The organism is Desulfosporosinus hippei DSM 8344, from assembly GCF_900100785.1.
Taxonomy (GTDB): domain Bacteria; phylum Bacillota; class Desulfitobacteriia; order Desulfitobacteriales; family Desulfitobacteriaceae; genus Desulfosporosinus; species Desulfosporosinus hippei.
Map to the genome: position 1 here is coordinate 43,289 of NZ_FNCP01000018.1, position 24,251 is coordinate 67,539.

The 24,251-nt window shown below is 46.3% G+C and carries 20 protein-coding genes and 1 other annotated feature; of the genes, 2 read left to right on the forward strand and 18 right to left on the reverse strand.

The window, feature by feature from the left end; translation table 11 throughout:
* Positions 1-17: 17 nt before the first annotated feature.
* The 8 genes from minC to BLS16_RS15085 all read right to left on the reverse strand — a co-directional run bounded on the left by minC (position 18) and on the right by BLS16_RS15085 (position 7,752).
* Positions 18-695: a septum site-determining protein MinC gene (gene minC, locus BLS16_RS15050; RefSeq protein ID WP_092334513.1), complete on the reverse strand. Its 678-nt coding sequence runs from the start codon at positions 693-695 to the stop codon at positions 18-20.
* 112 nt (positions 696-807) lie between these two features.
* Positions 808-2,928, reverse strand: a complete 2,121-nt coding sequence (gene mrdA / locus BLS16_RS15055) for a penicillin-binding protein 2 (protein WP_092334514.1) — start codon at positions 2,926-2,928, stop codon at positions 808-810.
* Positions 2,929-3,572: 644 nt separating this feature from the next.
* Positions 3,573-4,079 carry a rod shape-determining protein MreD gene (gene mreD, locus BLS16_RS15060; protein WP_092334515.1) on the reverse strand — a complete coding sequence of 169 codons (507 nt, stop codon included), beginning with the start codon at positions 4,077-4,079 and terminating at the stop codon, positions 3,573-3,575.
* A 2-nt stretch (positions 4,080-4,081) separates the two neighbouring features.
* Positions 4,082-4,948 carry a rod shape-determining protein MreC gene (gene mreC, locus BLS16_RS15065; RefSeq protein ID WP_092334516.1) on the reverse strand — a complete coding sequence of 289 codons (867 nt, stop codon included), beginning with the start codon at positions 4,946-4,948 and terminating at the stop codon, positions 4,082-4,084.
* An 18-nt stretch (positions 4,949-4,966) separates the two neighbouring features.
* On the reverse strand, positions 4,967-5,986 hold the full coding sequence (locus BLS16_RS15070) for a rod shape-determining protein (protein ID WP_034597800.1): 1,020 nt from the start codon (positions 5,984-5,986) through the stop codon (positions 4,967-4,969).
* Between the two features lie 210 nt (positions 5,987-6,196).
* Positions 6,197-6,880, reverse strand: a complete 684-nt coding sequence (gene radC / locus BLS16_RS15075; protein ID WP_092334517.1) for a RadC family protein — start codon at positions 6,878-6,880, stop codon at positions 6,197-6,199.
* Positions 6,831-7,487 carry a Maf family protein gene (locus BLS16_RS15080; protein ID WP_092334518.1) on the reverse strand — a complete coding sequence of 219 codons (657 nt, stop codon included), beginning with the start codon at positions 7,485-7,487 and terminating at the stop codon, positions 6,831-6,833. Before BLS16_RS15080 ends, radC begins: the two co-directional genes overlap by 50 nt.
* 1 nt (position 7,488) lies before the next feature.
* Positions 7,489-7,752 (reverse strand): DUF4321 domain-containing protein, encoded by a 264-nt coding sequence (locus BLS16_RS15085; RefSeq protein WP_014904931.1) that lies wholly within the window; start codon positions 7,750-7,752, stop codon positions 7,489-7,491.
* 461 nt (positions 7,753-8,213) lie between these two features.
* Here BLS16_RS15085 and BLS16_RS15095 point away from each other — a divergent pair, with 461 nt between their 5' ends.
* Positions 8,214-8,468: a hypothetical protein gene (locus tag BLS16_RS15095; protein WP_092334520.1), complete on the forward strand. Its 255-nt coding sequence runs from the start codon at positions 8,214-8,216 to the stop codon at positions 8,466-8,468.
* A gap of 134 nt (positions 8,469-8,602) precedes the next feature.
* Here BLS16_RS15095 and BLS16_RS15100 read toward each other — a convergent pair whose 3' ends face one another.
* Complete coding sequence (locus BLS16_RS15100; protein WP_092334521.1) at positions 8,603-8,959, reverse strand: hypothetical protein; 357 nt, start codon at positions 8,957-8,959, stop codon at positions 8,603-8,605.
* 191 nt (positions 8,960-9,150) lie between these two features.
* Here BLS16_RS15100 and BLS16_RS15105 point away from each other — a divergent pair, with 191 nt between their 5' ends.
* A complete protein-coding gene (locus tag BLS16_RS15105) occupies positions 9,151-9,819 on the forward strand; it encodes a hypothetical protein (protein WP_092334522.1) in 669 nt (222 codons plus the stop codon).
* Positions 9,820-9,947: 128 nt separating this feature from the next.
* Here BLS16_RS15105 and aspA read toward each other — a convergent pair whose 3' ends face one another.
* The 9 genes from aspA to BLS16_RS15155 all read right to left on the reverse strand — a co-directional run bounded on the left by aspA (position 9,948) and on the right by BLS16_RS15155 (position 24,173).
* Entirely contained in the window at positions 9,948-11,351 is a 1,404-nt protein-coding gene (aspA, locus tag BLS16_RS15110) for an aspartate ammonia-lyase (RefSeq protein WP_092334523.1), read from the reverse strand.
* 922 nt (positions 11,352-12,273) lie between these two features.
* On the reverse strand, positions 12,274-13,869 hold the full coding sequence (gene cimA, locus BLS16_RS15120) for a citramalate synthase (RefSeq protein WP_092334525.1): 1,596 nt from the start codon (positions 13,867-13,869) through the stop codon (positions 12,274-12,276).
* A gap of 303 nt (positions 13,870-14,172) precedes the next feature.
* Positions 14,173-14,808 carry a redox-sensing transcriptional repressor Rex gene (locus BLS16_RS15125; RefSeq protein ID WP_092334526.1) on the reverse strand — a complete coding sequence of 212 codons (636 nt, stop codon included), beginning with the start codon at positions 14,806-14,808 and terminating at the stop codon, positions 14,173-14,175.
* A 130-nt stretch (positions 14,809-14,938) separates the two neighbouring features.
* Positions 14,939-15,634: an SPOR domain-containing protein gene (locus BLS16_RS15130; protein WP_092334527.1), complete on the reverse strand. Its 696-nt coding sequence runs from the start codon at positions 15,632-15,634 to the stop codon at positions 14,939-14,941.
* 180 nt (positions 15,635-15,814) lie between these two features.
* Positions 15,815-16,822, reverse strand: a complete 1,008-nt coding sequence (locus BLS16_RS15135; protein WP_092334528.1) for an inorganic phosphate transporter — start codon at positions 16,820-16,822, stop codon at positions 15,815-15,817.
* A complete protein-coding gene (locus BLS16_RS15140) occupies positions 16,815-17,441 on the reverse strand; it encodes a DUF47 domain-containing protein (RefSeq protein WP_092334529.1) in 627 nt (208 codons plus the stop codon). Before BLS16_RS15140 ends, BLS16_RS15135 begins: the two co-directional genes overlap by 8 nt.
* 276 nt (positions 17,442-17,717) lie before the next feature.
* Entirely contained in the window at positions 17,718-19,043 is a 1,326-nt protein-coding gene (locus BLS16_RS15145) for a bifunctional folylpolyglutamate synthase/dihydrofolate synthase (RefSeq protein WP_092334530.1), read from the reverse strand.
* Positions 19,044-19,283: 240 nt separating this feature from the next.
* Complete coding sequence (locus BLS16_RS15150) at positions 19,284-21,944, reverse strand: valine--tRNA ligase (RefSeq protein WP_092334531.1); 2,661 nt, start codon at positions 21,942-21,944, stop codon at positions 19,284-19,286.
* 535 nt (positions 21,945-22,479) lie between these two features.
* Positions 22,480-22,688 (reverse strand) — a binding site (T-box leader).
* 66 nt (positions 22,689-22,754) lie between these two features.
* Positions 22,755-24,173 (reverse strand): FMN-binding glutamate synthase family protein, encoded by a 1,419-nt coding sequence (locus tag BLS16_RS15155; RefSeq protein WP_092334532.1) that lies wholly within the window; start codon positions 24,171-24,173, stop codon positions 22,755-22,757.
* Between the last annotated feature and the right edge of the window lie 78 nt (positions 24,174-24,251).

Genomic DNA, 24,251 nt, shown 5'->3' on the forward strand with positions numbered 1-24,251 from the left:
ATAGACTTATTCTCTTATTAACGGGCCTTGCTGCGCCAACCGCTCAGTCCGGCTGCTTCTACCATCAATTGGTCGTCCTTGATCTTAGCAATCTCCGGTCCTCGGATTTCTGTTCCATCATCCGGAGCCCTGGTGACCAAATCCGCGATTCGCAATTGAGTAGGGGCCAGATGATAGGCGCTTACCGTGGCCTCTCGATTTCCTGTCGCTCCGGCATGAGCAACTCCTTTAAGGGAACCCAGAACGACAATATTTCCAGTCGCAATTATTTCCGCTCCTGGGTTAACATCACCCATCACTACAACATGCCCCTCATACTGCACACTCTTTCCCGAGCGCATTGAGCGTTCTACAAAGAGACAATGTCCTTCAACCATTCCTTCTTCCAGACGGGCCTCTCTTTCCGCATATACCGAGGGCCTGGGCTTAGGAAGGTAGACTTCATCCTCGGTCAGCCAGCCCGCAAGTTCCAACCCAGATTGCTTCAAAGCGGCGGCTAAACCAGCGATTTCCTCCTCTGAGAACTCTCTTTTCCCGGCGTAACACCGGAGGGTTGCACCTTGGAGGAATTGATCTGAGTTCTTCATAAGGCTACTAAGTTCATTGATCAGCAATTCAAAGTCCGCAGCCGGATCCAGGTACAAGACCAGACCGTCGCGGGTTCCTTTAAGTGCCACATGATCTGTCCGTGTCAACGTGCACAATCCTCCATTGCTTGTCATAATTAAATGCTCTCTTTAAATTCTACAAGCCTGTCCAATTTCCCTTTATCGAAATGAAGAAAACGAGGATAAATTTCCTCGTTTTTCAGCCTCCATTCGTGCTCTTCCAACCAAAATACTTCATAAAAGCCGCCTTGGCGACCAAACCTGCCGTTTCTCCTCCATGTCCTCCAAATTCAACCACTCCGGCAAAGGCTACCTGGGGATGATCATAGGGAGCAAAAGCCACAAAGACCCCGTTGTAGATTTCGCCTGATATTGTATTCTTGGAGCCAATCTGAGCGGTTCCTGTTTTTGCGCCCCCAGTGTATTCCGGTACATCTGAGAAGAGCCAGTTGGCGGTTCCTTCACCTTGAGTTACTTCCCGCATCCCCAGCTTGACCTGCTCCAAAACCTCAGGAGAAACCGAGACATTGTTCAGGACTTTTGATTCAAACTGTTTAACAGTTTCCCCGGTGAGGGGATCCAAGAGCTTCTCAACCACAAAGGGCTGGTAGTGTTTTCCTCCATTTACCATGGTGGCGACATAATTGGCTAATTGAATGGGAGTATAGGCATTATATCCTTGCCCGATAGAATTGTTGTAACTGTCATAGGGCCGCCAATCAAGAGGCTCAGCAGTTCTTAACTTGTATAAATCATTAACCTTTTTAACTTCAGCATCTTTTTCGTTTTGAAGTTGCTGCCGGGTAGCTTCGTCAGCAGCTTGCTCCAGTCTGGGAGCGTAATCGCTTTCGATTTTTGCCAGCCCTTCATCACGGGACTTAGCCGCATTCTCATGGATATTTGTAAAATAGCTTTTCTTCCATTCCGCTGAAGGGGAAATTCCTTTGGCTTCTCCGGGTAAATCAATGCCGCTTTCGATACCTAAGCCGAATTCCCGGGCGATTCGACCGATTGTTTCCGGGTTATCGTCAAAAACCCGACGACCCATGATTTCAAAATAAATATTCGAGGAGTTAGCCAAGGCTCGGTACAAATTGACCTGACCAAAGTAATTCCCGCCCCATTCGGTGATTCCTTGTTGTTGAGCACCCAGGCCCCCTAATGAGGATAGTTTATCGTCAATACGTTCATTCGGGGTGGTGAGGTTCATCTGCAAAGCAGACATGGCTGTCACCATTTTAAAGGTAGATCCCGGCGGATATAAACCTGTCAAAGCCCGATTAAGGGAAGCTGCCTGAGAAGCATGTTTGGGGTCTTGGGGCCAATATTTTTCCGCTGTCTCTTCGGAGATTAAGCCAATCAATTCATTAGGGTTCATTCCCGGACGAGAAGTCATGGCTAAGATCTTGCCGGTGTTGACATCCATGACAACTGCTGCCCCGGCATGAGCGGCGGGATTTTCTTTTTGGATATTAGTGATGACTTGATCTAAAGTATCATCGACGGTCTTTTGCAACTCGGCGTCGATGGTCAGTTGCACGGTTTTTCCGGCTTCGGCAGGATGGAGTATTTGTTTAGAAACAGGGCGGGCATTGTTATCGACTTCTACTTGTTGTATCCCTTCCTTGCCCCGCAGCCAAAAATCATAGGACTTTTCTACCCCCATCTTACCAACCATATCTCCCTGGGCATATTCAAATCCTGCCGCTTGGGCATCGGGATCTTTATTAAATTGGGTTATTTCCGCATCGGAGATTTCTCGAACATAGCCTAAGAGCTGGCCTAACAAGGTAGCCTTCGGGTAATCCCGAACAGGAATAGCATCCACACTTACGCCGGGAAGTTCCTCCTGGTGTTCCGCAATGACGGCCTGAAGTTCGGGGACAACCTCATCAAGGATGATAACCGGGCGATAACGTTCCCATTGGTGATTCTGAATATTAGCCAGAATATCTTCCGTGATGGACTCGACGCTTTGATTGGCATTGGGCCAATAGGGTTTAATATACTCTGCTAATTTTCTGACCACATCTTTCCAATCACTGCTCTTAGCTTGTTGTAAATCCATCCAATCTAAGTGAAGAACGAACTGGGGAACACTGGTTACTAAAAGGGTCCCGTTTCTATCCACAATATCTCCCCGGGTAGGAGGTACCTTAACCAGCTTCATGACATTGCCTTTGGCCATAGCTGTATAATAGGAACCTTGGGCAATTTGCAGCCGCCAGAGGTTAATGCCGAGAATTAAGAAAACAAGAATAACCACTGCGCCTAGACTCCAGAGACGATACATGTAGGGTTTGCGTTCTTTGTCATCCATTCGTTTGGCTCCTTTCTCGATTTCGGGAGAAGGTTGGGGGACGGTTTTCGGGTCTTTTTCTGGAGAGGGGTCGCGTCACACTTGCTCTGCCATGCGGTCGTCGTGCCAAACTAGGGCTTTAATCCGTTATGCAAGCGAGCAGGGTTCCCGGCCAAAGCGGCGTCCGTGCCGCATGGCCGGCGGGAAACGTCCTGTTTCCCGCCCTGCTGATGCAAGCGGATTAAAGCCGAGTTTGGCTACGACTCCCGCATAGGCGTCGCGTCGTGTGATCGCGACCCTCTCTGGGGTTTGGGGACGGAGGGAAACGAAAAACCTGGGGACGGGGGTACGAAAAGCTTCCCCGGCATACTCTCATAACGCCTTTGTGTCAAAGACACAAACAGCCTCTAAGACATCGTCCAAGCTCTCGTCGTTCCAAGCCCCCGTCGTTCTAAGCCCCCGTCGACCCTTTAAGCCAGAGGAAGTTTCTTAGCTTAAGGAGCACTTTAGTGGAATCGCGTCAATGAGCGCAGGCGATAAGGCGTGAAGAAACGCAACGGTTCACATGCAGAAAAGCCCGGAGGTTTTGCGTTTTAGCCTTAGCGGCAAGTGAATAGCGATGGAACGTGTGCGACTGGGCTAATAAACTTCCTCCCACTTCCTCGCTACCTCTCATACCGAGGGCGATACCTCAGCCAGCCCCGGACAAAGGATTGATGAATCCAAGGGTAAGTTAAGGGTACTAAGATGGCGTTATATAAGGAGACTCCTATGACCAGTCGGCCCAGGTCCGCCAGGGACCAATGGAGTCCGGCACCTAAGCTTAAAAAAGCCACTAAGAGCTGCCCCACTGCGGTGACGATAAACACCATAAAGGTGGTCAAAGGAAAGTTTTCTCTATACCAACGTTCAGCCAGCCAATAGCTTAAAAAGGCGACCACCGTAAGGGTTAGCGTGTACATTCCGATGTAACGGCCTAAATATAGGTCTTCTAACAAGCCCGCAGCCACCCCCCAGATTAAACCTGAGCGAAGTCTATGATGCATGGCTATATAGATGGTTAAAAGCATGAGTAAATCCGGCTTGATCCCTGACCAAGACCAAAAGTGAAAGAGTGTGCCCGGTAAAATCAGGCTTAATAAGAACATTACCGCGATCAAAATATAACGCACTATTATTCACCAACCATTTTTACGATATAAACCTCTTCAAGAGAGTCAAAATTGACCAGTGGTTGAATATAGGCTGTCTTCAATAAGCCTGAAGGATCTAATTGGATTTCCTTAACCTGCCCCACGGGAACGTCTTTAGGGTAAACCCCTCCCAGCCCGGAGGTCAGTACTAGGTCTCCAACGTTAACACTATCGTCTCTGCGGAAAAGCATTTGTAGATTGCCTTCCGAGGTTAGGCGAGAGCCTCGCGTATAGTTCCCTTGTACGATTCCAAAGGTACCTGTACCGGTGCTGCCCCCTACCTTGGCGCTGACTTGCCCTTCCCCATCCAGGATCAATAAGACTTCCGAGGTGGTTGGGGTAACGGATACGATCTTCCCCACAATCCCCAGATCACCAATAACCGGGCAATTAATGGCCACCCCATCTTGAGTGCCACGATTTAAGGTTAAAGTACGATACCAGGTTGTTGGATTACGGTTAATGACACTGGCTCCAACCTTTTCAAATTTATCCAGGGTCGGACTGCGAAATTGACCTTGGTCCAGCTCGTTATAACGCATCCCGGCCAAGATTTCTGTTTTCAGCTTAAGGTTATCTCCGGTCAACTGGTCAACTTTCTTAAGGAGTTCCTCATTTTCTTTTGCTACCTCTTCAAAGTCCCAGATTGCCCTGGTATTATCTCTTATTGCATTCCCTATTTGGAGAATTGGATATTCTAAGGGACTTAGAACCCTCTGCATAACTCCCCCAACAGGATTAGGGAAATTGCTCCCCAGCCCTGTAAAGCGAATCGCTATTAATACCCCCAACAAGAGAAAGAAAACGAGAACCGCAATTCCCGTTACATTTACTCTTTTCCTCACCATAATTCCTCCCCGCTTTTTTTAGCTCTTTTGCGAGGCGGCGATTCTACGAAGGATTTCTGCATGTTCTAAGACATTTCCTGTGCCAATAGCGACACAGGACAAAGGATCCTCCGCTATGTGGACAGCAATACCCGTTTCTTCTGAGATTAGTCGATCGAGATTACGTAATAATGACCCACCGCCTGCCATCATTATGCCCCGATCCATGATGTCGGATGATAATTCCGGTGGAGTCTTTTCTAAACAGGATTTTACAGCATCTACGATTGCCATGACAGGCTCCTGCAGAGCTTCCTGGATTTCTTCCGAGGTTACTTCAATGGTTTTCGGAAGTCCTGTCAGCAAATCCCGTCCCCGGACAGTGTACATTCCTTTTTCCGCTTTATATGCATAACCGATTTCAAATTTAAGGGTCTCAGCAGTTCGATAACCGACCATTAAATTATAGCGTCGTTTTATGTGGGCAATGATGGCATCATCCATCTCATCTCCCGCTACGCGAATTGAACGGCTGGTTACAATTCCCCCCAAGGAAATAACGGCAACTTCTGTTGTCCCGCCGCCAATATCCACAATCATATTTCCTGTGGGTTCACTGACCGGGAGTCCTGCGCCAATCGCCGCTGCCATAGGCTCTTCTAAGATAATGGGATCTTTGGCACCGGCAGCCATAGCCGCTTCTTTGACAGCCCGTTCTTCCACAGGAGTGACTCCCGAGGGTACGCAGATAACCACCCGGGGGCGAATAAAGGGATGCTCCGTCCCTAAAGCTCTACTGATAAAATACTTGAGCATTTTCTGGGTAACGTTAAAATCCGAGATAACTCCATCTTTTAAGGGGCGAATTGCCACGATGTTACTGGGTGTCCGGCCAATCATTTCCTTCGCACTGTCTCCCACAGCCATGGGGGTCTTCGTGGTTATGTCCATGGCCACCACCGAAGGTTCCCGTACGACAATCCCTCTGCCCTTGGCATGAACCACTGTATTCGCGGTTCCTAAATCTATACCTAAATCCTTGCTAAAAAAATTAAACATGGTGTTATCTCCCTCCAAATTTGTGGTTCGATATTTGTTACGCGTGGTTAGTAAATCGTAGTTCGTAGTTTGCAGATTAGTATTGAACAAAGGCCGCAATAATTTTTAGCTAAGCAGCAAAGTAACTAAGCGAACAGGTTTCAATTCATTTTTCAATTCGCAGAATCGATTCAGAGATCCTACCGCGAAGATCGCGAACCACGAGCCACACTATAGTATTCCACGCTCTTTTAAGCTAATATAGCGATTATCCCCTATAATCACGTGATCTAATACTTCAATTCCAAGTATCTTTCCCCCATCTGCCAAGCGTCGGGTTACTTCAATATCTTCTTGACTAGGGGTCGGATCTCCACTGGGATGATTGTGCAATAAAATGATGGCGTTAGAGTTGCGCCGTATTGCCTCTTTGAAACATTCCCTCGGATGCACCAGGGATGAATTAAGCGATCCTATTGAAACCGGGCTGATCCCCAACACATGATTTTTGGTTGAGAGGGACACTACCCGAAAATGTTCACGATCAAGGTACCTCATTTCTTCCATAACAATATGAGCGACATCTTGAGGAGAGTTGACCACCGGTCTGGACAGTGGGTCCACTGAAACTGAACGACGCCCTAATTCCAGGGCCGCCTTTACTTCTGCGGATTTCGCCCGTCCTAAGCCATGAATTTGAGCTAACTCATGAACCGTGAGTTTTCCCAAACCCGAAAGTCCACCAACACTGGCCAAGATTCGTTCTGCTAAGGTTAAAACATTTTCACCCTTAATACCTGTCCGTAAGAGAATAGCCAAAACTTCATGATTGGATAAGGCCTCAGGCCCTAACTGACAAAGTCGTTCACGGGGTAAAAGCTCCGCCGGTAAGTCCTTCAAACGCCGATAATCCATCATCCACCTCGCGTGAGGTGATGTTTGTCTGCTCAATCCCCCACGTCTTAAGTTGTTCCGAGAGATATTCCATGGGCAAGCCAATGACGTTTGTCAGGGAACCTTCTATGGAAGTTACGAACTTCCCGGCTTCTCCCTGAATTCCATAAGAGCCTGCCTTGTCCATCGGTTCTCCACCGGCTATGTAGGCTTTTATTTCATCCTCACCAAGTGGGCGAAAATTTACGACAGTTTCAATCACATCAGAAACAAGTTTTCCGGATCCGGAGATTAAGGCAACGCCGGTTAGAACTTTATGAGTACGACCACTCAAGCTTAGGAGCATTTCTTCTGCTTCCAGTGCAGAGCCGGGTTTGCCTAAAATACAGGAATCGAGAACTACCATTGTATCTGCGCCCAGTATCACATCCTGCTTGTCCCCTCCAAGCTCCAGCCAATTGGTTAAACCAGCTTTAGCCTTGCGTTCAGCTAGGAGCTTAGCCCCTATAAACGGAGAAATCCCCTCTTCCAGATCTTCTAATACAGAAGCCTGAACCGTTTCAAAAACGTATCCTCCCTGGCGAAGCAATAAAGATCTTCGTGGAGATGAAGAAGCAAGTACGAGCATGTTACACCTTCCTTGATAGGATATACCCTCCCATAGCCCCTAAGAGCGTTGCAATGGTAATACTTATGCGACAGCCAAAGGAAAGCGAGAGAAAAAAGAAATCTACGTAGGTGTGTGAAGGTATGTCAATGACAGCAGGCCGTAAAAACGGAGCAAAAAGCCCGTATTTATCCAAGCCGAACCCAACCAAAGTTCCCAGGGCCGCCCCAATCATGATCAGCAAAAGGGCTCTACCAGTCCCTGAGGAATTTCGTCCAACTGCCATTATTTTCTTCCCCCTCCGTTACGTAGCAAGTCTGCATAATTAATCTAGTTTATCTTCTCATAGCCTCATATAAGTGTAGCATCTTAACAAGTACTAAGCAAGTTCGACACGGTTCTTCATTTGGTTTTAGTTTCGCAATTTGGTGGTTGCTTCTCAGGCACAGGAGGGCGGTTCTTATAAGTCAGGGAAACGGTTCTTGGGGCTGGATTTTGGGGTTTTCGTGAAAGTAAGGAGCAAATTGCCCGTTTACACTCGTTACGTTTCCTCGCTCTTTGGATGCTGAAGGAATTGCGCCAACCTCTGGGCAACTCAAGGATGTGAACCCGGGCGCAATTGGCCCTTCAGCATCGGCATTCGCTTTATCACAAACTTCACTAAAGTGTTTTCTTGGCAATTGGCTCCTTAATTTCTGGTCTGTGGGGGCTGAGGATGGACATTAGGGCGTGTGAAGCAGGTCAGGGGTGGCAAACGACTGGGAGCGATTCTTCTATGTCAAGGAAACGGTTCTTGGGGCTGAATTTTGGGGTTTTCGTGAAAGTAAGGAGCAAATTGCCCGTTCACACTCGTTGCGTTTCCTCGCTCTTTGGATGCTGAAGGAATTGCGCCAACCTCTGGGTAACGCAAGATGTGAACCCGGGCGCAATTGGCCCTTCAGCATCGGCATTCGCTTTACCGCAAACTTCACTAAAGTGTTCTTTTGGCAATTGGCTCCTTAATTTCTGGTCTGTGGGGGCTGAGGATGGACATTAGGGCGTGGTGGAGTAGGTCAGGGGGTCATTTACTGAGGCAGTTAGTTTTAAGTCAAGGAAGGGCGGTTCTTCTCCGTCAGAGAGGGGTTCTTGGGGCTTGATTATGGGGTATTTATTTTATTTTTCTCTCTAATTTCAAAAATCTTTGCGAATCCCCATTTATACGGATGATATATAATATAAGAAAGCGCTATGCCCCACATGCTGTACCTTGATCTTATCGAAAGATCCGTAAAAAAATAAAAATACAGGCCCCCCAAATATATGGTAGCTGATGTAACTAACTTAGCAATCAATTTGGCCTTAAGATACGATGGCTTACTATTAATGCTATAGGATAATGAAAACCTTGGTTTTAGTTTTTGAACGAGTGCAGCCAACAAAAAGATAGTCGCTATTATAAACATCAGTTCTATATTATTCAAATTACTAATCCTAATCTCTTCCTCTAAAGACAATATATCTCACCTCCTACGCCTATCTTATCATCGATAACCAATTATTAAAACAATAACTAAGAAGTGCAATGTGCAATTATAAACCCCTTACGCTCCCTTTTACATGTCTTAACTTGTCAAAAAATCAAGTAAGACAGAGGAGGATTCTTCCGTTTATATCTAGGGGTTGCTGAAAGCAAGGAGAGTTAAATATGGTATTACCCAAAATATCAAAAGCCCTTATTTTTATTTTAATAAGTATCTTCTTAAGTATTGGTATTTTCTTCTTAGGAACTCCTTGGGGATATCTAGAACATAGAATCAAATTCCACGATTATCTGGAAGATAGGTATAAGAAAGAGTTTGCTATTAAGAAGATATCTTATACTTTTATGCATGGGGGGCTTTATAGTGCAGAAGCTAATGACGTAAATCAACCCGACATAAGTTTTTATGTCGGGCAAAATTACAGAACGAAAGATATTGAAGATGGTTATTATTATACAATGTGTCATTATCAAGCGAATGCAGATTTAGCTCCAATTTTAGAAAGTCTCTATCCAGACAGCAAGTATTCTATTGAGGTTTTGCCTAATGATGATGATAAATCTATTTTTGAGGGATCTGAAATACCAGATTATAGAAAGGTTACAACGATAATCCTAGGGATCTCCTTGCGTAATGTTGCAGTCACTAATGAAAATGAATTAAACGAGGTTGAAAAGGCATATTGCTTATTAAAGAGCCTTAAAGATCAAAAGTTAGCACTTAGTAATTTTAGTGTGCATTATAAAAATAAGACTATGATTCTAAACTCTCAGGACATAGATTTAATCCATGATGTTAATGATCTTAAAAATCATTTAGATGATTATAGATAAGTTACGTAAGTTACATAAGTTTCAAAATCCTTGGCATCCATAGTTGGTGAAGGACGGAACAGGATATGACTAGTTCATGGGGCGCACGACTAGCTCAGAGCCGAGTCAGTGTCACGCGAACCCTCCCTTTACTTTAACAACTCCACCCCGGCAATTCCCGGTCTGGTCATCTCATACGGATTTAAGATCAGATCAAGTTCCTCTTTGGTCAAAATACCTTTTTCCAAAACAAGCTCTGCAACCGGCCGTCCGTAAAGAATGGCTTCTTTGGCGATGGTTGAAGCAACTTCATAGCCGACATGAGGATTAATTGCCGTCACCAAGCCCACACTGTTTTCCACCATCACTCTGCAGCGTTCTTCATTAGCTGTGATTCCTGAGATGCAGCGATCACGGAAGACCCGGATCACATTACGCAAAATGTCTAAGGATTGGAGGAGATTAAAGACAACAACAGGTTCCATCACATTAAGTTCAAGTTGCCCGGCACCACAGGCTAAGCCGATGGTGAAGTCATTCCCTTGAACCTGAAAGGCTACTTGATTAACTACTTCAGCAATTACCGGATTAACCTTCCCCGGCATGATGGAGGAACCAGGCTGCATAGGGGGCAGATTTAGCTCATTAAACCCGGTTCGCGGGCCGGAGGCCATGAGGCGCAGATCATTAGCGATTTTAGAAAGGTTGACAGCTAAAGTCCTTAGAGATCCTGAAACTTCCATGAAAGCGTCCGTGTTTTGAGTAGCATCCACCAGATCTTCGGCAAGCCGCAAAGGCAAACCCGTCCATTCTTGCATCAGCTCTGTCACCTTTTCAATATAACGCGGATCCGCATTTAAGCCGGTGCCAACAGCAGTAGCTCCCATGTTTATAACTTCCAGAGATTTAATAGCTTCTTTAATTCGCTTAAGGTCTCTGCCCAACATATGGGAATATGCCCCGAATTCTTGGCCTAAACGAATAGGGACGGCATCCTGGAGATGGGTTCTTCCCATCTTAATGACACCGTCAAATTCCTGTGCCTTATCTTCAAAAGTCTGACGCAATTCGTCCAAGACCGCAAGCAAATCATGAGCAACATTCAAACAAGCGATGCGAATTGTGGTGGGGAAGACATCATTCGTACTTTGGGCCATATTCACATGAGTGTTGGGGTGGACTCTGAAATACTCCCCCTTTTGACCGCCAATAATTTCAATAGCCCGATTCGCAATAACTTCATTAGCATTCATATTAAAAGACGTACCCGCTCCGCCCTGAATCACATCTACCACAAACTGCTCTTGTAGCCTGCCCCCCACCAATTCCTTGGATGCTGCGATTATTGCATTTCCAATTGTCGGACTTAGCGCACCAATATGCATATTTGCTTCCGCCGCCGCACCTTTGACCATTCCGATAGCCCGGATTAATTCTCGATGAGGGTGATACCCGGTAATAGGAAAGTTCTCCTTCGCTCGGAGTGTTTGAATACCGTAATACACGTCATCAGGGACGTCATGAACTCCAATCAAATCCTTTTCTTGCCGCATATCATATCTCTCCTCATTAGTTTTTGGTTGGGGTCTTTGAAAGTATGGGGTTTCTGGTCGACTGGGCTGGTTTTGTATGTCTGTTTGGGCGGGAAATTAAGGGGAAATTGCACGTTCACACACGTTACGTTCCCTCGCTCGTTGGATGGTGAAGGAATTGCGCCAACCTCTGGGCGGCTCAATGATGTGAACCCGGGCGCAATAATCCCTTCACCATCTCACTCGCTTTACCGTGAACTCCACTAAAGTGTTCACTTTGCAATTGCCCCTTAATTTCTGGTCTGAGGGGGGCGGGACGGCAGGACGAGAAATCCATGCTGCACTCCCCCCCGTTTCCCCTAAGGGGGAACGAACGATTCACTCTTACCTCAAAAGCATTCTCAAGCCAGAAGAAGACCGCGACCCAAATCCACGACCAAAGTCCGCGATCCAAAATCCCCGTCTCCCCCCAAGCTTCAGAGGGTCGCGATCACACGTAGCGACGCCTTTGCGTGAGTCGTAGCCAAACTCGGCTTTAATCCGCTTTCATCAAGCAGGGCGGGAAACAGGACGTTTCCCGCCAGCCATGCTACACCCCCACCCAAGCTGCACTCCCCCCGTTTCCCCGAAGGGGGAACGAACGATTCACTCTTAACTCAAAAGCATTCTCAAGCCAGAAGAAGACCGCGACCCAAATCCCCGACCAAAGTCCGCGATCCAAAATCCCCGTCTCCCCCCAGGCTTCAGAGGGTCGCGATCACACGCAGCGACGCCTTTGCGTGAGTCGTAGCCAAACTCGGCTTTAATCCGCTTTCATCAAGCAGGGCGGGAAACAGGACGTTTCCCGCCGGCCATGCGGCACGGACGCCGCTTTGGCCGGGGACCCTGCCCGCTTGCATAACGGATTAAAGCCCTAGTTTGGCACGACGAGCGCATGGCCGAGTCAGTGTGACGCGTCCCTCCCCATCCATATCGTCCAATTAATCGCATCCAACAAGGCCTGAGCACTGGCCCTCAAAATATTCTTAGACACCCCTATGGTTCCCCAAACATCATTCCCCAAACGAGTATCAATAATAACCCGCACGATAGCTTCTGTTCCATGAGCTCCGTCTAATACTCTTACCTTATAGTTGACAAGTTCGCTTTCCTCCAAGATCGGGAAAAACTTGGCTAAGGCTTGACGTAATCCTGTATCTAAAGCATTCACCGGACCGTTGCCCTCTGACGCAATTTGCACGGTTTCCTCTCCGACTTTAACTTTGACGACAGCCACAGAATCCAGTTCTCCTCGTAAGGGATCACTCCAGACATGATAGTCCAGTACCTCGAACATTGGAGTTGTCAGTTTTCCCAGGCTACGCAGAAGGAGTAAATCCAGGCTGCCTTCTGCAGCCTCAAATTGGAATCCGCTATGCTCTAATTCTTTGATCTCATTCATGGCAATCTCAACCCGAGGATCATCTTTGCGCATGTCAGACTCGAACCGGCATAACCGTTCCAGGATATTAGCTTTCCCCGCTTGGTCTGAAATTAATATACGACGTTCGTTGCCGACATCGGCGGGATCCATGTGTTCAAAGGTGCGCTGGTTTTTAAGAATTGCATCCACATGCATTCCGGCTTTATGAGCAAAGGCACTTCTTCCCACAAAGGGTTGCTTCTCATCAAAAGGTGCGTTAGTTAATTCTGCAACATAGCGTGAAAAGGGAGTGATCTTGAGCAGAGCAGCATCTGAAACCACCTCATATTTTCCCGTGAGCTGGAGCAAGGGAATTAAAGTGCTTAAATTGGCATTCCCGCAGCGCTCTCCAAATCCATTCCAGGTTCCCTGAATTTGGGTGACTCCGGATTCCACAGCAATCAGCGAGTTAGCAACAGCAAGGCCCCGATCATTATGGACATGAATCCCCAGTTCCTGGGGGGAGAGTTCCTGCTTGACTGCGCTTACCCCCGCCGCAATTTCTTCCGGAAGGCTGCCTCCATTAGTGTCACATAAAACAATAGTCTTGGCCCCGCCTTCCAGGGCAGCAGCAATACACTTCAAAGCATACTCAGGGTTTTCCTTAAATCCGTCAAAAAAGTGTTCCGCGTCAAAGAAGACTTCTCTTCCTTGTTGCAGCAAAAAGGCTACTGACTCGCGAATGATGCGAAGGTTCTCTTCCAGGGTTGTCCTCAAGACATCTCGCACATGTAAATCCCAGGACTTGCCGAAGATTGCGATGGTTTTGGCTCCCGAGGCCAGCAACTTCAGCAAAATATCGCTCTTATCCGGGGGCTCCGAAACCTTACATGTACTGCCAAAGGCGACGATATTGACCAGCGGGGATTGGAGCTTGGTGCACTGTTGAAAGAATTCTTCGTCCCGAGGGTTTGCCCCGGGCCAACCGGCTTCCACATATAAATTCCCCATATCCTCAATTCGATTCACATAACTCAGCTTATCTTGAGTCGAGAAATGGATACCTTCCCCCTGTGCCCCATCTCTCAAAGTTGTATCATAAATAGTGATCTTTTTCTTTCCTTGGTCTCGATTCATTGTTCTCCTCCTCTTATTTTTCCAGCCCAACCTATTAACAAAGTGTTGCCTTAACTTAGTCAATATGGTTGTTACACCGAAGCTGCATAATAATGTGCTCGCTAAAATAGCTTGGTAGAAAATAATACTCAAAAGCCCCATAACGAGTTCCTAAGAACTTGCCACGGGGCTTTTTTCCCACACGGTGTAGCTGGTTTTCCAACCTGTATCGCTCGGTCCAGTCCCCTGCGGCGGAACCCTAGATACACTTCTTATTGTACTATTATACGACAGATGGGCTTTGTGATACAACAGTATCTCGAATTAATAGCACCTTTGCCCACAAACATTGAAGGTTAGTACTTCAAGGTTTACAGCTAAGTCAACATTCCGAAGCTCAATCTCCGGAGGAACATTCAAGACAACAGGAGCAAAGTTCAAAATGGCTGATACTCCGGCCTTAATTAATTTATCAACAGTTTCCTGAGCAACTGATGCAGGCACGGCAACAATTCCGATCTGAGTACTATTTTGTTTTACAACAGTTTCTAATTGTTCAATAGGAAGTACTTCTATGTTTTCGATTTTAGTTCCGATTTTTTTAGGATCTGCGTCGAAAATACTTGTGATGACAAAGCCACGATCTCTGAACCCTTTATATGTACTCAACGCCAAGCCTAAGTTTCCGACCCCTACTAAGGTTACGCTCCAATCGACACCTAATCCAAGAATTCTCATAATATGTTGGCGAAGATCTTTGACATTATAACCAACGCCTCTGGTACCAAACTCACCAAAGTAGGCTAAGTCTTTCCGTACTTGAGCAGGACTAACGCCGACTCCATCAGCAATTTCCCCTGAGGAAGTGGTTATAATTCCTTTGCGATCGACATCCGTGAGGTGACGCGAGTAAACAGAAAGTCGAATAATTGTTGCTTCTGGAATTTTTAGCGTTTTCAATAATTTCCCCCATTTCTTTGCTGGATTTTGCCTTAAGGTATGTTAATTATAGCACTATCCAAAAAAAACGCAATTTTAATCTTAGGTCTTTTTTCCCATAAAGATAAATAAATGGATGTCTCTCCACCTATTATTTACCAGAAAACTTATAAATAACCCTCTGAGACTCAAAAAATAATGATAAACCTAGAGCTTTTTGCTCTTCAGGGGTATTTTTGACACGTAATTGACCATAAAGCTGGTGAAGACGATCCAGATCTGTCAGTGGGTGTTCCCCGGCTTGAGCTGCCCAGAGCTGTTCTTCCTTTGCTAACACCTCTTGATTGAACCCGGTTTCTAAAATAGTATTGACATTCTTTAAAAGTTCTGCCGTCAGCTGACCCCCGTTTCCGGCCACCCGAAAGGATCGCTCGGGGAGAGCGATTTGTTTAGGAATCGACGAAAAACCTTTTTCTTCTAAAGCTTGCCTTAACCCCTTTAGCTCATCAGCCGTACGTCCCAAACCGATAGCAACCATCCAGGGATTGGCACTTATGACTTCTGCTTTAAAGCCCATGACGATAAGCTGATCTCTGAGGAGTTGAGCATTGTGTTCATTTTGAAACAGCCCTAACTGACAGGTCCAAAATCCCGCTTTAGGCAGAACTAAAACTGTGTCCGGGTTGTTTTTATCTAAAGACTGGGCTTGTCTCTGGGCAGTAGATTCATGACTGGATTGACTCAGAAGTTCCAAATAGATCTTTCCGATTCCCCAGGTTAACAACGCTAAAGCCATAATTCCTAAAATCAAGACTACAAGTACTTTAAATTGATCGATAATTTTCATTTACCATTCCCCCTCCGTGCTGCCTAGGACAACTTCTCTACCGGAAGATATGTTGCAGCAGGTGGAAATAGACCTTAGAATGGCATAGAAAAGATCTTGGCACGAGGGCTAAGATCTTTTCCAATTGATTATAATTATGTGAGAATAATTGAATAATCCATAATAAGAGCTTCGGAAATACTAGAGGAGTTTAGAAAGTATCGTGTAAAGAAGAGCTGCCAAGAGTGATGTGGTCGGAATAGTTACCAGCCAGGCCACAAGCATTTGTTGAGCTACGCCCCAGCGTACGGCTGAAACTCGCTTGGCACTTCCAACTCCCATGATTGATCCTGAAACCACATGAGTAGTGGAGACCGGGAGATGCAGACCTGGGAAAGCCGTTGCTGTCCAGATAACAAGCGAGGAAGTCAAATCTGCTGCGAAACCATTAATCGGCTCCAGCTTAAATATTTTTCCTCCCATGGTGCGGATGATTTTCCATCCACCCGCAGCAGTTCCGGCGGCCATAGCCAAAGCACAAGCAAATTTTACCCACAGCGGAGGAGCCAAGACTTCTTGGGATTGCAGTCCTGCCGCAATAAGAGCCATGGTGATAATCCCCATGGATTTCTGAGCATCATTGGAACCGTGGTTAAAGGCCAGCAAACCTGCAGAGAGAATCTGCATTTTTTTAAACCCATGATTTAATTTAGAGGGTGAGAAATTACCAAAAATATAGGAGAGCAATTTCATGATCAGAAAGCCGAGTCCCATTCCAATGATCGGAGAACAAACTAACGCCGCAAGTATCTTGCCGATACCGTGCCACTGTAAAACACTAAACCCTACTTTGGCTACAGCAGCACCCGCCATCCCCCCAATCAAGGCATGAGATGAGCTGCTGGGAATTCCGAAATACCAAGTCAGAAGGTTCCAGGCAATTGCACTAAGCAAAGCTGCAATCACAACTTCTTGGGTTACAAACTTGGGAGACACAATGTCTTTGGCAATAGTCTGGGCAACTCCCGTACTATAGAGGGCGCCGACAAGATTAAGAATTGCGGCGAGCATTACAGCTCGTTTTGGAGACAATGCTCTGGTTGAAACACTGGTAGCAATGGCATTGGCAGTATCATGAAAACCGTTAATGTAGTCGAAAGCTAAGGCCAGAAACACTACGATAACTAACATAACTCCAAGACTAGTCATATTTCAAGACCACACTTTTGAGAAGATCGGCAATAGATTCACAGTGATCCAGAGTAGATTCAATATGTTCCAAGATTTCTTTCCATTTAATAATCTCAATGGGGTCTTTTTCATACTCGAATAATCTAGCTACCTCTTCACGATAAAGTTTGTCCCCGGCACTTTCCAAGTGGTAAATTTCTTCAGCTGCAGCCAGGATATTGGACTTTTTGGAATGTAAATTTCCTAAAAAGGAAAAGGCTTGTTGAATCTGTTCGGCAGCCAGCTCAACTAAGTGAACAAGTTCTTGAGCACCCAGTGACGGTTTGCCTGTGCGATAGAGGAGCATGCGTTCAACGGTACCTTCAGCAAAATCCACAATATCATCCAGGACTTGGGCCAGTTCATAGATGTCTTCACGATCTAAGGGTGTGATAAATGTACAGTTGAGACGCTCTAAAATTTGGGTCGTAATGTTGTCTGCTTCGTTTTCGAAGCGATGCATTTGAGCAGCATCTTCTGAGGAAACACACTCTTGCTGCATAATCCCATAAAGTCTCTTAAGAGATTTAGTAATGATTTCTGTACTTTGGGAAAAGAGTTCAAAGAACTTATCTTCTTTTGGTGACAACTTAAACATAATTAACCCCCAGCGTAAGAATTGTCAAAACACAGGAAACCTAAGCAACCTCAAAGTTCGAATCCATTACTGTTCAACCTAACCAAGTGCTTGTCTGCATACAGTATTCATATCCCACGGAGTATTATATCAAATAAAAAAATCTTTGTGTTAAGTTTATGTTAAATTTTTAACATTGTTTTAATAATTGTATTAATATACCTCAACAAACAAGAAAATTCGTCCTTGGTATAGTGTCATTAAATAGCACAATAATTGCTTCTGATGAGTCATTTCCTAAATCTGTTTTAAATGATCAATTAATGCTTGGCGGGCATCAGCCAACATGTAAATTGAACCGGTTACACAAAGCATGTCCTTTTCTTCCAGACGCCCTAAGGCAAAAACCACTGCCTCCTTAGGGTCTTCAATGCAGGTTACCGGTCTGCCGAATTGTTCCGCTAAACTCCCTAAGGCCTTCCAGTCTCCTGCCCGAGGAGAGTTGGGCCGGGTGACAATAATTTCATCCGCCATGGGAACCAGCATTTTAACAACTTTTTCCCGCTCCTTGTCCGCCAGCATCCCCAAACAAAGGATAAGACGATTGCGAGCATAAATGGGGAGGGCTTGAGCTAAAGCTCGGGCTCCATCCACATTATGGGCTCCATCCAGGAGGACTTTAGGAGTTAAGGACAAGAGCTCTAAGCGTCCGATCCATTCTACTTCGCGTAAACCGGCATAAACCGCTTCCCTGGGAATATTCACCAGATATTCGCTCTGCAACACTTCGCAAACCGTCACAGCTGTCGCTGCATTACGGAGTTGATGGGAGCCCATGAGCCTTAAGCGTAACTTGGAATAAATGGAATGTAAGCCAATGAGGTCGAATTCCTGCTCTAACTCGCCGCTCCATTTGCTTTCCCAGCGAACATCTTCCCCTACTAACCAGATAGGCACCCCCATGGCCTTAGCTTGATCCCGCAAAACTTGAAGCACAGCCGGGTCTTCAGAGGCTGTAACCACAACAGAGTTAGGCTTGATAATCCCAGCTTTGACCTTGGCAATTGCTACCACATCCGAACCTAAATAATCCATATGGTCCATGCCTACATTGGTAATAACGGAGACCAGAGGGCTAACCACATTGGTAGAATCGATTGCCCCTCCCAAGCCCACTTCTATCATGGCATAATCTACATTTTTCTCAGCGAAATAGAGAAGCGCTAAAGCTGTACTCACTTCAAATTCTGTGGGATGCTCAAAGCCTTCGGCAACCATGTCTTCTAAATGGGGACGCACACGACTGATCATCTGAATAACATCTTCTTTGGAAATCATCAGGCCGTTAATTACCATACGCTCCCGATAATTATGCATATGGGGGGAAGTGAAAACTCCAACTTTATACCCTGCTTCCCGCAAAATCCGGGCAATCATCACGGTGGTCGAACCTTTGCCGTTGGTGCCGCCTATATGGACTACCCGCAAAGTGCTTTCCGGATTTCCGATTCGTCTCAGCAGTTCTTGGATTCTTCCCAGCCCAAAATTAATACCGAAGGTCGTTAGGTTAGCCAGATACTGTAAGTTCTCTTGATATTCCCGGTCAAGATTGTTTTCAGACATTAGCAGCGCTCCCCTCCAAATAGTGACGATTAAACCAGTATGGTTTATACCTTCAGGGTTACCTTCCAATCCTTAAACGAATGCTGAACAGCGAGCCTTCAGATACGAAGGCCTCTGGCGAGGACAGTGAAGGGCGATGATCTCCGATCCGAAAAGCGGAGTGCCGGACTCTGCCTCACCTATAATTCAGAAAATAAACCTAACCTAATCTTAACTCAAACCTGAACAGAGGAGTTCTCCTTAGCCTTGCTTTAATTCTTTGATTCGTTCTTCTAAGGTGATTTTACGAACTAAAAGGGCTTCCAGACGTTCACGTTCTTTAGCAACTACCGGAGCAGGTGCTTTATTAGTGAATCCCGGGTTATTTAGTTTGGTTTCTAAGACCTGCTGCTCCTGTATGGCTAGGGAAATTTCCTTTTCTAAGCGGGCAATTTCTTTACCTAAATCCATCATCCCTTTGAGAGGGAGATAGATTTCCACTCCACCCAGAACGGCGCTGGCGGATTGTGAAGGCTTCTCCGGCAGAGATTCAAACAACTCAACACTGGCTCCTCCAGCTAATTTCAAAATGTCAGCCTTGCCATTTTCCAGAACGGCCCGCTGATTCTTGTCTGCAGCCAGCATGATAATCTCGACCTTTTGCCCGGGGGCTACTTTCATTTCTGCTCGAATATTGCGAATGGCTTTAATCGCTTCCATAAGCAGGGTCATGTTCCCTTCGGCTACGGTATCTTGATAGGCGGGAATTTCCGGCCAAGGCTGAGTCATGATACTTTTTCCTGCCACGGGGAAGTTCTGCCAAATTTCTTCCGTTAAAAATGGCATGAAGGGATGCAAGAGACGCAGAGTTCCTTCGAGAACCTCCAGCAGCACGGATTGAGCAGTGTGCCGGGCCAAGACGTCTTCTTTATTATAGAGTCGGGGTTTAGTCAGCTCGATATACCAATCGCAGAACTCATTCCAGATAAATTCATAGAGCAATCGTCCTGCTTCACCTAGGTCAAAGTTTTCTAAGGCTTTAGTGACGTTCTCTACAGTGGAAGCATAACGGGTCAAAATCCAGCGGTCAGCTAAAGCCAGTTCCCCCCGGGGCCCCTCTTGATAATCTTCTAAGTTTAAGAGCACGTAACGTGAGGCATTCCAAATTTTATTGGAGAAGTTTCTGGTGGCTTCCAGCCGTTCAGGATGAAAACGCAGGTCATTTCCCGGTGTGTTCCCGGTCATTAGCATAAAGCGCAGAGTATCTGCTCCATACTGTTCAATAACCTCAATGGGATCTACGCCATTGCCTAAGGATTTACTCATCTTACGTCCCTGGGCATCTAAAACCAGTCCATGAATCATGACTTTGGGGAAAGGTACTTCCTTCATGAATTCCATAGCCATAAAGATCATCCGGGCAACCCAAAAGAAAATGATATCTCGTCCCGTAACCAGCACGGAGGTAGGATAAAACTGTTCCAGTTCCGGTGTTTTTTCCGGCCAACCCAAGGTGGAGAAAGGCCAAAGCCCGGAGGAAAACCAGGTATCTAAAACGTCAGGATCTTGTCTTAGATTCTCAGATCCACAGGTCGGACAGCCGGAGGGATCCTCTTTTGCACAGATCTCCGCTCCACACTTTTCACAATACCAAACCGGAATCCGGTGTCCCCACCATAACTGCCGAGATATACACCAATCCCGGATGTTCTCCATCCAGCCCAGGTAGATTTTATCAAAGCGCTCAGGAACAAACTCTAAGCGGCCGTCCCGGACAACCTCAATTGCCGGTTTAGCCAAGGGCTCCATTTTAACAAACCATTGTTTACTGACCAGAGGTTCGATAATCGTAGTACAACGATAGCACTCTCCTACGGCATGGGCATGGGGATCGATCTTAACCAAAACCCCGGAATCCTTGAGGTCGGCGACCACCGCTTTACGGGCCTCAAAGCGATCCAGCCCTTGATACTTGCCGGCAAACTCGTTCATCTTGGCGTCTTTATCCATGACAATTATCTGAGGCAAATTATGACGAAGTCCCATTTCAAAGTCATTGGGATCATGGGCAGGGGTTATTTTTACCGCCCCGGTTCCGAACTCTTGATCTACATAATCATCCGCGATAATCGGGATCTCCCGATCCATAAGAGGTAAGATCAAGGTTTTGCCGATTAAATGCCGATACCGCTCATCCTCAGGATGAACCGCCACCGCCGTATCCCCCAGCATAGTCTCCGGCCTGGTGGTAGCCACCACCAGGGCCTCAGCACTATCTTTTACCGGATAGCGTAAATGATACAAATTTCCGTCTCGATCGTTATGTTCAACTTCAATATCCGAAATCGTCGTATGACATTTTGGACACCAATTGACAATGTAATTCCCTCTATAAATCAGTCCCTTGCCATAGAGATCGACAAAAGCTTCTCGAACCGCCTTTGAGCACCCTTCATCCATGGTGAACCGCTCTCGTTCCCAGTCACAAGAAGATCCTAACCGCCGGAGCTGCTGAGTTATCCGCCCTCCATACTGAGCCTTCCAATCCCAAACCCGCTCCAAGAACTTCTCTCGTCCCAATTCATGCCGACTTGTTCCTTCCTTCGCTAACTGCCCCTCAACCTTGGCCTGAGTTGCAATTCCGGCATGATCCGTTCCCGGAACCCAAAGAGTATTGAACCCCTGCATCCGCTTAAAACGAGTTAAAATATCCTGAATCGTACTATCCATGGCATGCCCCAAGTGCAGGGCCCCGGTAACATTCGGAGGAGGCATAACAATACTAAAGTTCGGCTTTTCCTTGTTCACCTCTTCATGAAAAAAGCCATTCTCCTCCCAATACTGATACCATTTACTTTCAACCGAACTGGAATCATAAGCCGTAGCCATTTCTACTTTAGCAGCTTTATTATTCTCATCCATATATACACGAACTCCTTTCGTTCTAATATCGACTTTCTGATTTGGCACTGTATGTAAGCTTTCTCTTACTTTCAGTCTCCTACTATAGTCTAACCTAGGATTGAACAACCCTGAAAAGGCACTCAAGGCTAATCTCAAGCCCTCATCCTGATTGAGGATCCCGTCACAAGCAAAACTCGCAGAAAACTTCTTGCATGCGCCTTTGCGTCAATGACGCAAACAGCCCCCCCGACAACAACGTCTCCCATCCCCCGTCGACCCCTAAGCCTAGAGGAAGTTTCTTAGCTTAGGGAGCACTTTAGTGGAATCGCGTCAATGAGCGCAGGCGATAAGGCGTGAAGAAACGCAACGGTTCACATGCAGAAAGCCCGGAGGTTTTGCGTTTTAGCCTTAGCGACAAGGGAATAGCACGATAGTGTCCGGTGGACACTATCGCCGAAGGCGCAGGGCCATAGACGAATACTTTCGCGCCGAAGGAGTGTGCGACCGGGCTAAGATGCTTCCTCCCCCTCGACGTAAAAAAGCCCTTCCCCCATCAAAGGACGAAAAGCTTCCGTGGTACCACCTTTATTCTGAGATTAAATCTCAGCTCTTGGCATCGCTAACGGGTTTTTCCGTCAGAAAGTACTTAATTCCCCTCTGCCCCTCCTGTGCGACCTTAGTGTATTCCCGAAAAGACCTTCCAGCTCCGGTCTTTCTCTCTGTGCGGCAACAATCACTATTCCTCACAATCCCTGGGTTTATCTTCATATTTACTATTAATCTATTATACTCAGCATCATAAATATTGTCAAAATCAGTCCCTATTTTCTAATCTTCCCAAGAATACGCCAGTTTAATACCGGTTACCTTAGCCGTCCATTCATCTAAAGCAACAAGATCATTAGGACCCAGCTCAGACAGAGAGGTCTTCCCCAGAGCTCGCACCCCCTCTTCCATTTCCAGGGTCATCGATTTCAGGACATTAGCCACACTTTTGCTGGCCAAAGGGATATCTAAACGTTGCTTATAGGGAGAATCGTACCAGATTAACTGGGTCAACGGTTCCCAGGGAAGAATCTTTTTAATTTGATTATGCACTAAGGCGAAGATAGGTACAGTTCCTAAATAGATTGCGTCCGCACCCAAGGCAATGGCTTTTAGGCATTCCCCGGGGGTTGCGTATCCTCCTGAAACCACTAAGCTTACCTCTTTGCGAGCTCCTTGTTCTCGCAAAAAGCGTTCGGCACGAACTAAAGCCAGCAGACTTGGAATTCCCATGTCATCGCAAATCATGGGGGACCCACCCGAGGCTCCTCCTTGGGATCCATCAATGACAACTACATCAAAATCCGCTTCCAAACAAACCGCCAGATCCCTTTCCAAGGCCCCGGTGGCCATAATCTTAATGGCAATGGGTTTTCCCGCTGCTTCTTTACGCAAATCCTCAACATACTTCGACCAGTCCCAGGGGGTTGAGATCCCTGGAATTACGGCTGAAGTAATCACTGATTCTACGGGGGATATGCCCATTAATTTTTGAGCTTTCCCCTTCACAGCAGTGGGTTCTTTGGCATAATACCCCACCCTGGCCCCCTGTCCCATCTGGACTTCCAACATATCTGCAGCGGAAATTGCCTGTGGGTTGCGCCCCCAGGTACTGCGGCTTATTTGCCAAATAAACTTTCCTGCTTCGTCACGTTCCTCCTGTAAAAAAGGACCTTCACCGGAATTTGCAGCGGTACCCACTTGTTTCGCGGCTCTAGCTAAGGCTAGTTTAGCTTGTTCACTAAGACCTAAGCCAAAACTCATACCAGATATCATCAGGGGCATTTCAATCTGAAGGGGTTTCTCTGCTTTAGCTCCCAAGGTTACCTTCATGTCCACCGGAATCGTTCCCTCCTTAGGCAGACGTGCCATCTGAGCGGCGACAAACATTAGGGTATCGTAATGGGGTAACGGTTTTGGCGATCCCAGTGGCCTTTGAATAATCTTACCCTCTTCAGCTCGCAAACTGATTTCTAAAATGTTTTGAACCGATGTACGTCGGACGGAACTCCAAAGTTCCATTAAATTCTCCGGATATTTGTCTCTTAGCAGCCTTTCAAAGGCTAAGCCAAAAATTCGTTGCATAATGGTTCTGAACGAACGTTTTCCAATGAAGTAAAAAAGGCCAAGAAATATCCCTAATGCAATAAGAGTTCCAGTGACTGAAAGTACAACAATGAGCAGAGCGGTCTGTAACAACAAAGGTCAATCCTCCACCTTTAAATCTCACAATCTAAACTTAGCCATAACAAGCTTAGTCTGTACTGGTCAATTAATAAT

Excerpts from the sequence above, each read along its gene's own strand:
- mrdA (WP_092334514.1), bottom strand. The coding sequence starts at position 2,928 with ATGGATGACAAAGAACGCAAACCCTACATGTATCGTCTCTGGAGTCTA.
- mreC (WP_092334516.1), bottom strand. The coding sequence starts at position 4,948 with ATGGTGAGGAAAAGAGTAAATGTAACGGGAATTGCGGTTCTCGTTTTC.
- BLS16_RS15070 (WP_034597800.1), bottom strand. The coding sequence starts at position 5,986 with ATGTTTAATTTTTTTAGCAAGGATTTAGGTATAGATTTAGGAACCGCG.
- radC (WP_092334517.1), bottom strand. The coding sequence starts at position 6,880 with ATGGATTATCGGCGTTTGAAGGACTTACCGGCGGAGCTTTTACCCCGT.
- BLS16_RS15080 (WP_092334518.1), bottom strand. The coding sequence starts at position 7,487 with ATGCTCGTACTTGCTTCTTCATCTCCACGAAGATCTTTATTGCTTCGC.
- BLS16_RS15085 (WP_014904931.1), bottom strand. The coding sequence starts at position 7,752 with ATGGCAGTTGGACGAAATTCCTCAGGGACTGGTAGAGCCCTTTTGCTG.
- BLS16_RS15105 (WP_092334522.1), top strand. The coding sequence starts at position 9,151 with ATGGTATTACCCAAAATATCAAAAGCCCTTATTTTTATTTTAATAAGT.
- aspA (WP_092334523.1), bottom strand. The coding sequence starts at position 11,351 with ATGCGGCAAGAAAAGGATTTGATTGGAGTTCATGACGTCCCTGATGAC.
- cimA (WP_092334525.1), bottom strand. The coding sequence starts at position 13,869 with ATGAATCGAGACCAAGGAAAGAAAAAGATCACTATTTATGATACAACT.
- BLS16_RS15130 (WP_092334527.1), bottom strand. The coding sequence starts at position 15,634 with ATGAAAATTATCGATCAATTTAAAGTACTTGTAGTCTTGATTTTAGGA.
- BLS16_RS15135 (WP_092334528.1), bottom strand. The coding sequence starts at position 16,822 with ATGACTAGTCTTGGAGTTATGTTAGTTATCGTAGTGTTTCTGGCCTTA.
- BLS16_RS15140 (WP_092334529.1), bottom strand. The coding sequence starts at position 17,441 with ATGTTTAAGTTGTCACCAAAAGAAGATAAGTTCTTTGAACTCTTTTCC.
- BLS16_RS15145 (WP_092334530.1), bottom strand. The coding sequence starts at position 19,043 with ATGTCTGAAAACAATCTTGACCGGGAATATCAAGAGAACTTACAGTAT.
- BLS16_RS15150 (WP_092334531.1), bottom strand. The coding sequence starts at position 21,944 with ATGGATGAGAATAATAAAGCTGCTAAAGTAGAAATGGCTACGGCTTAT.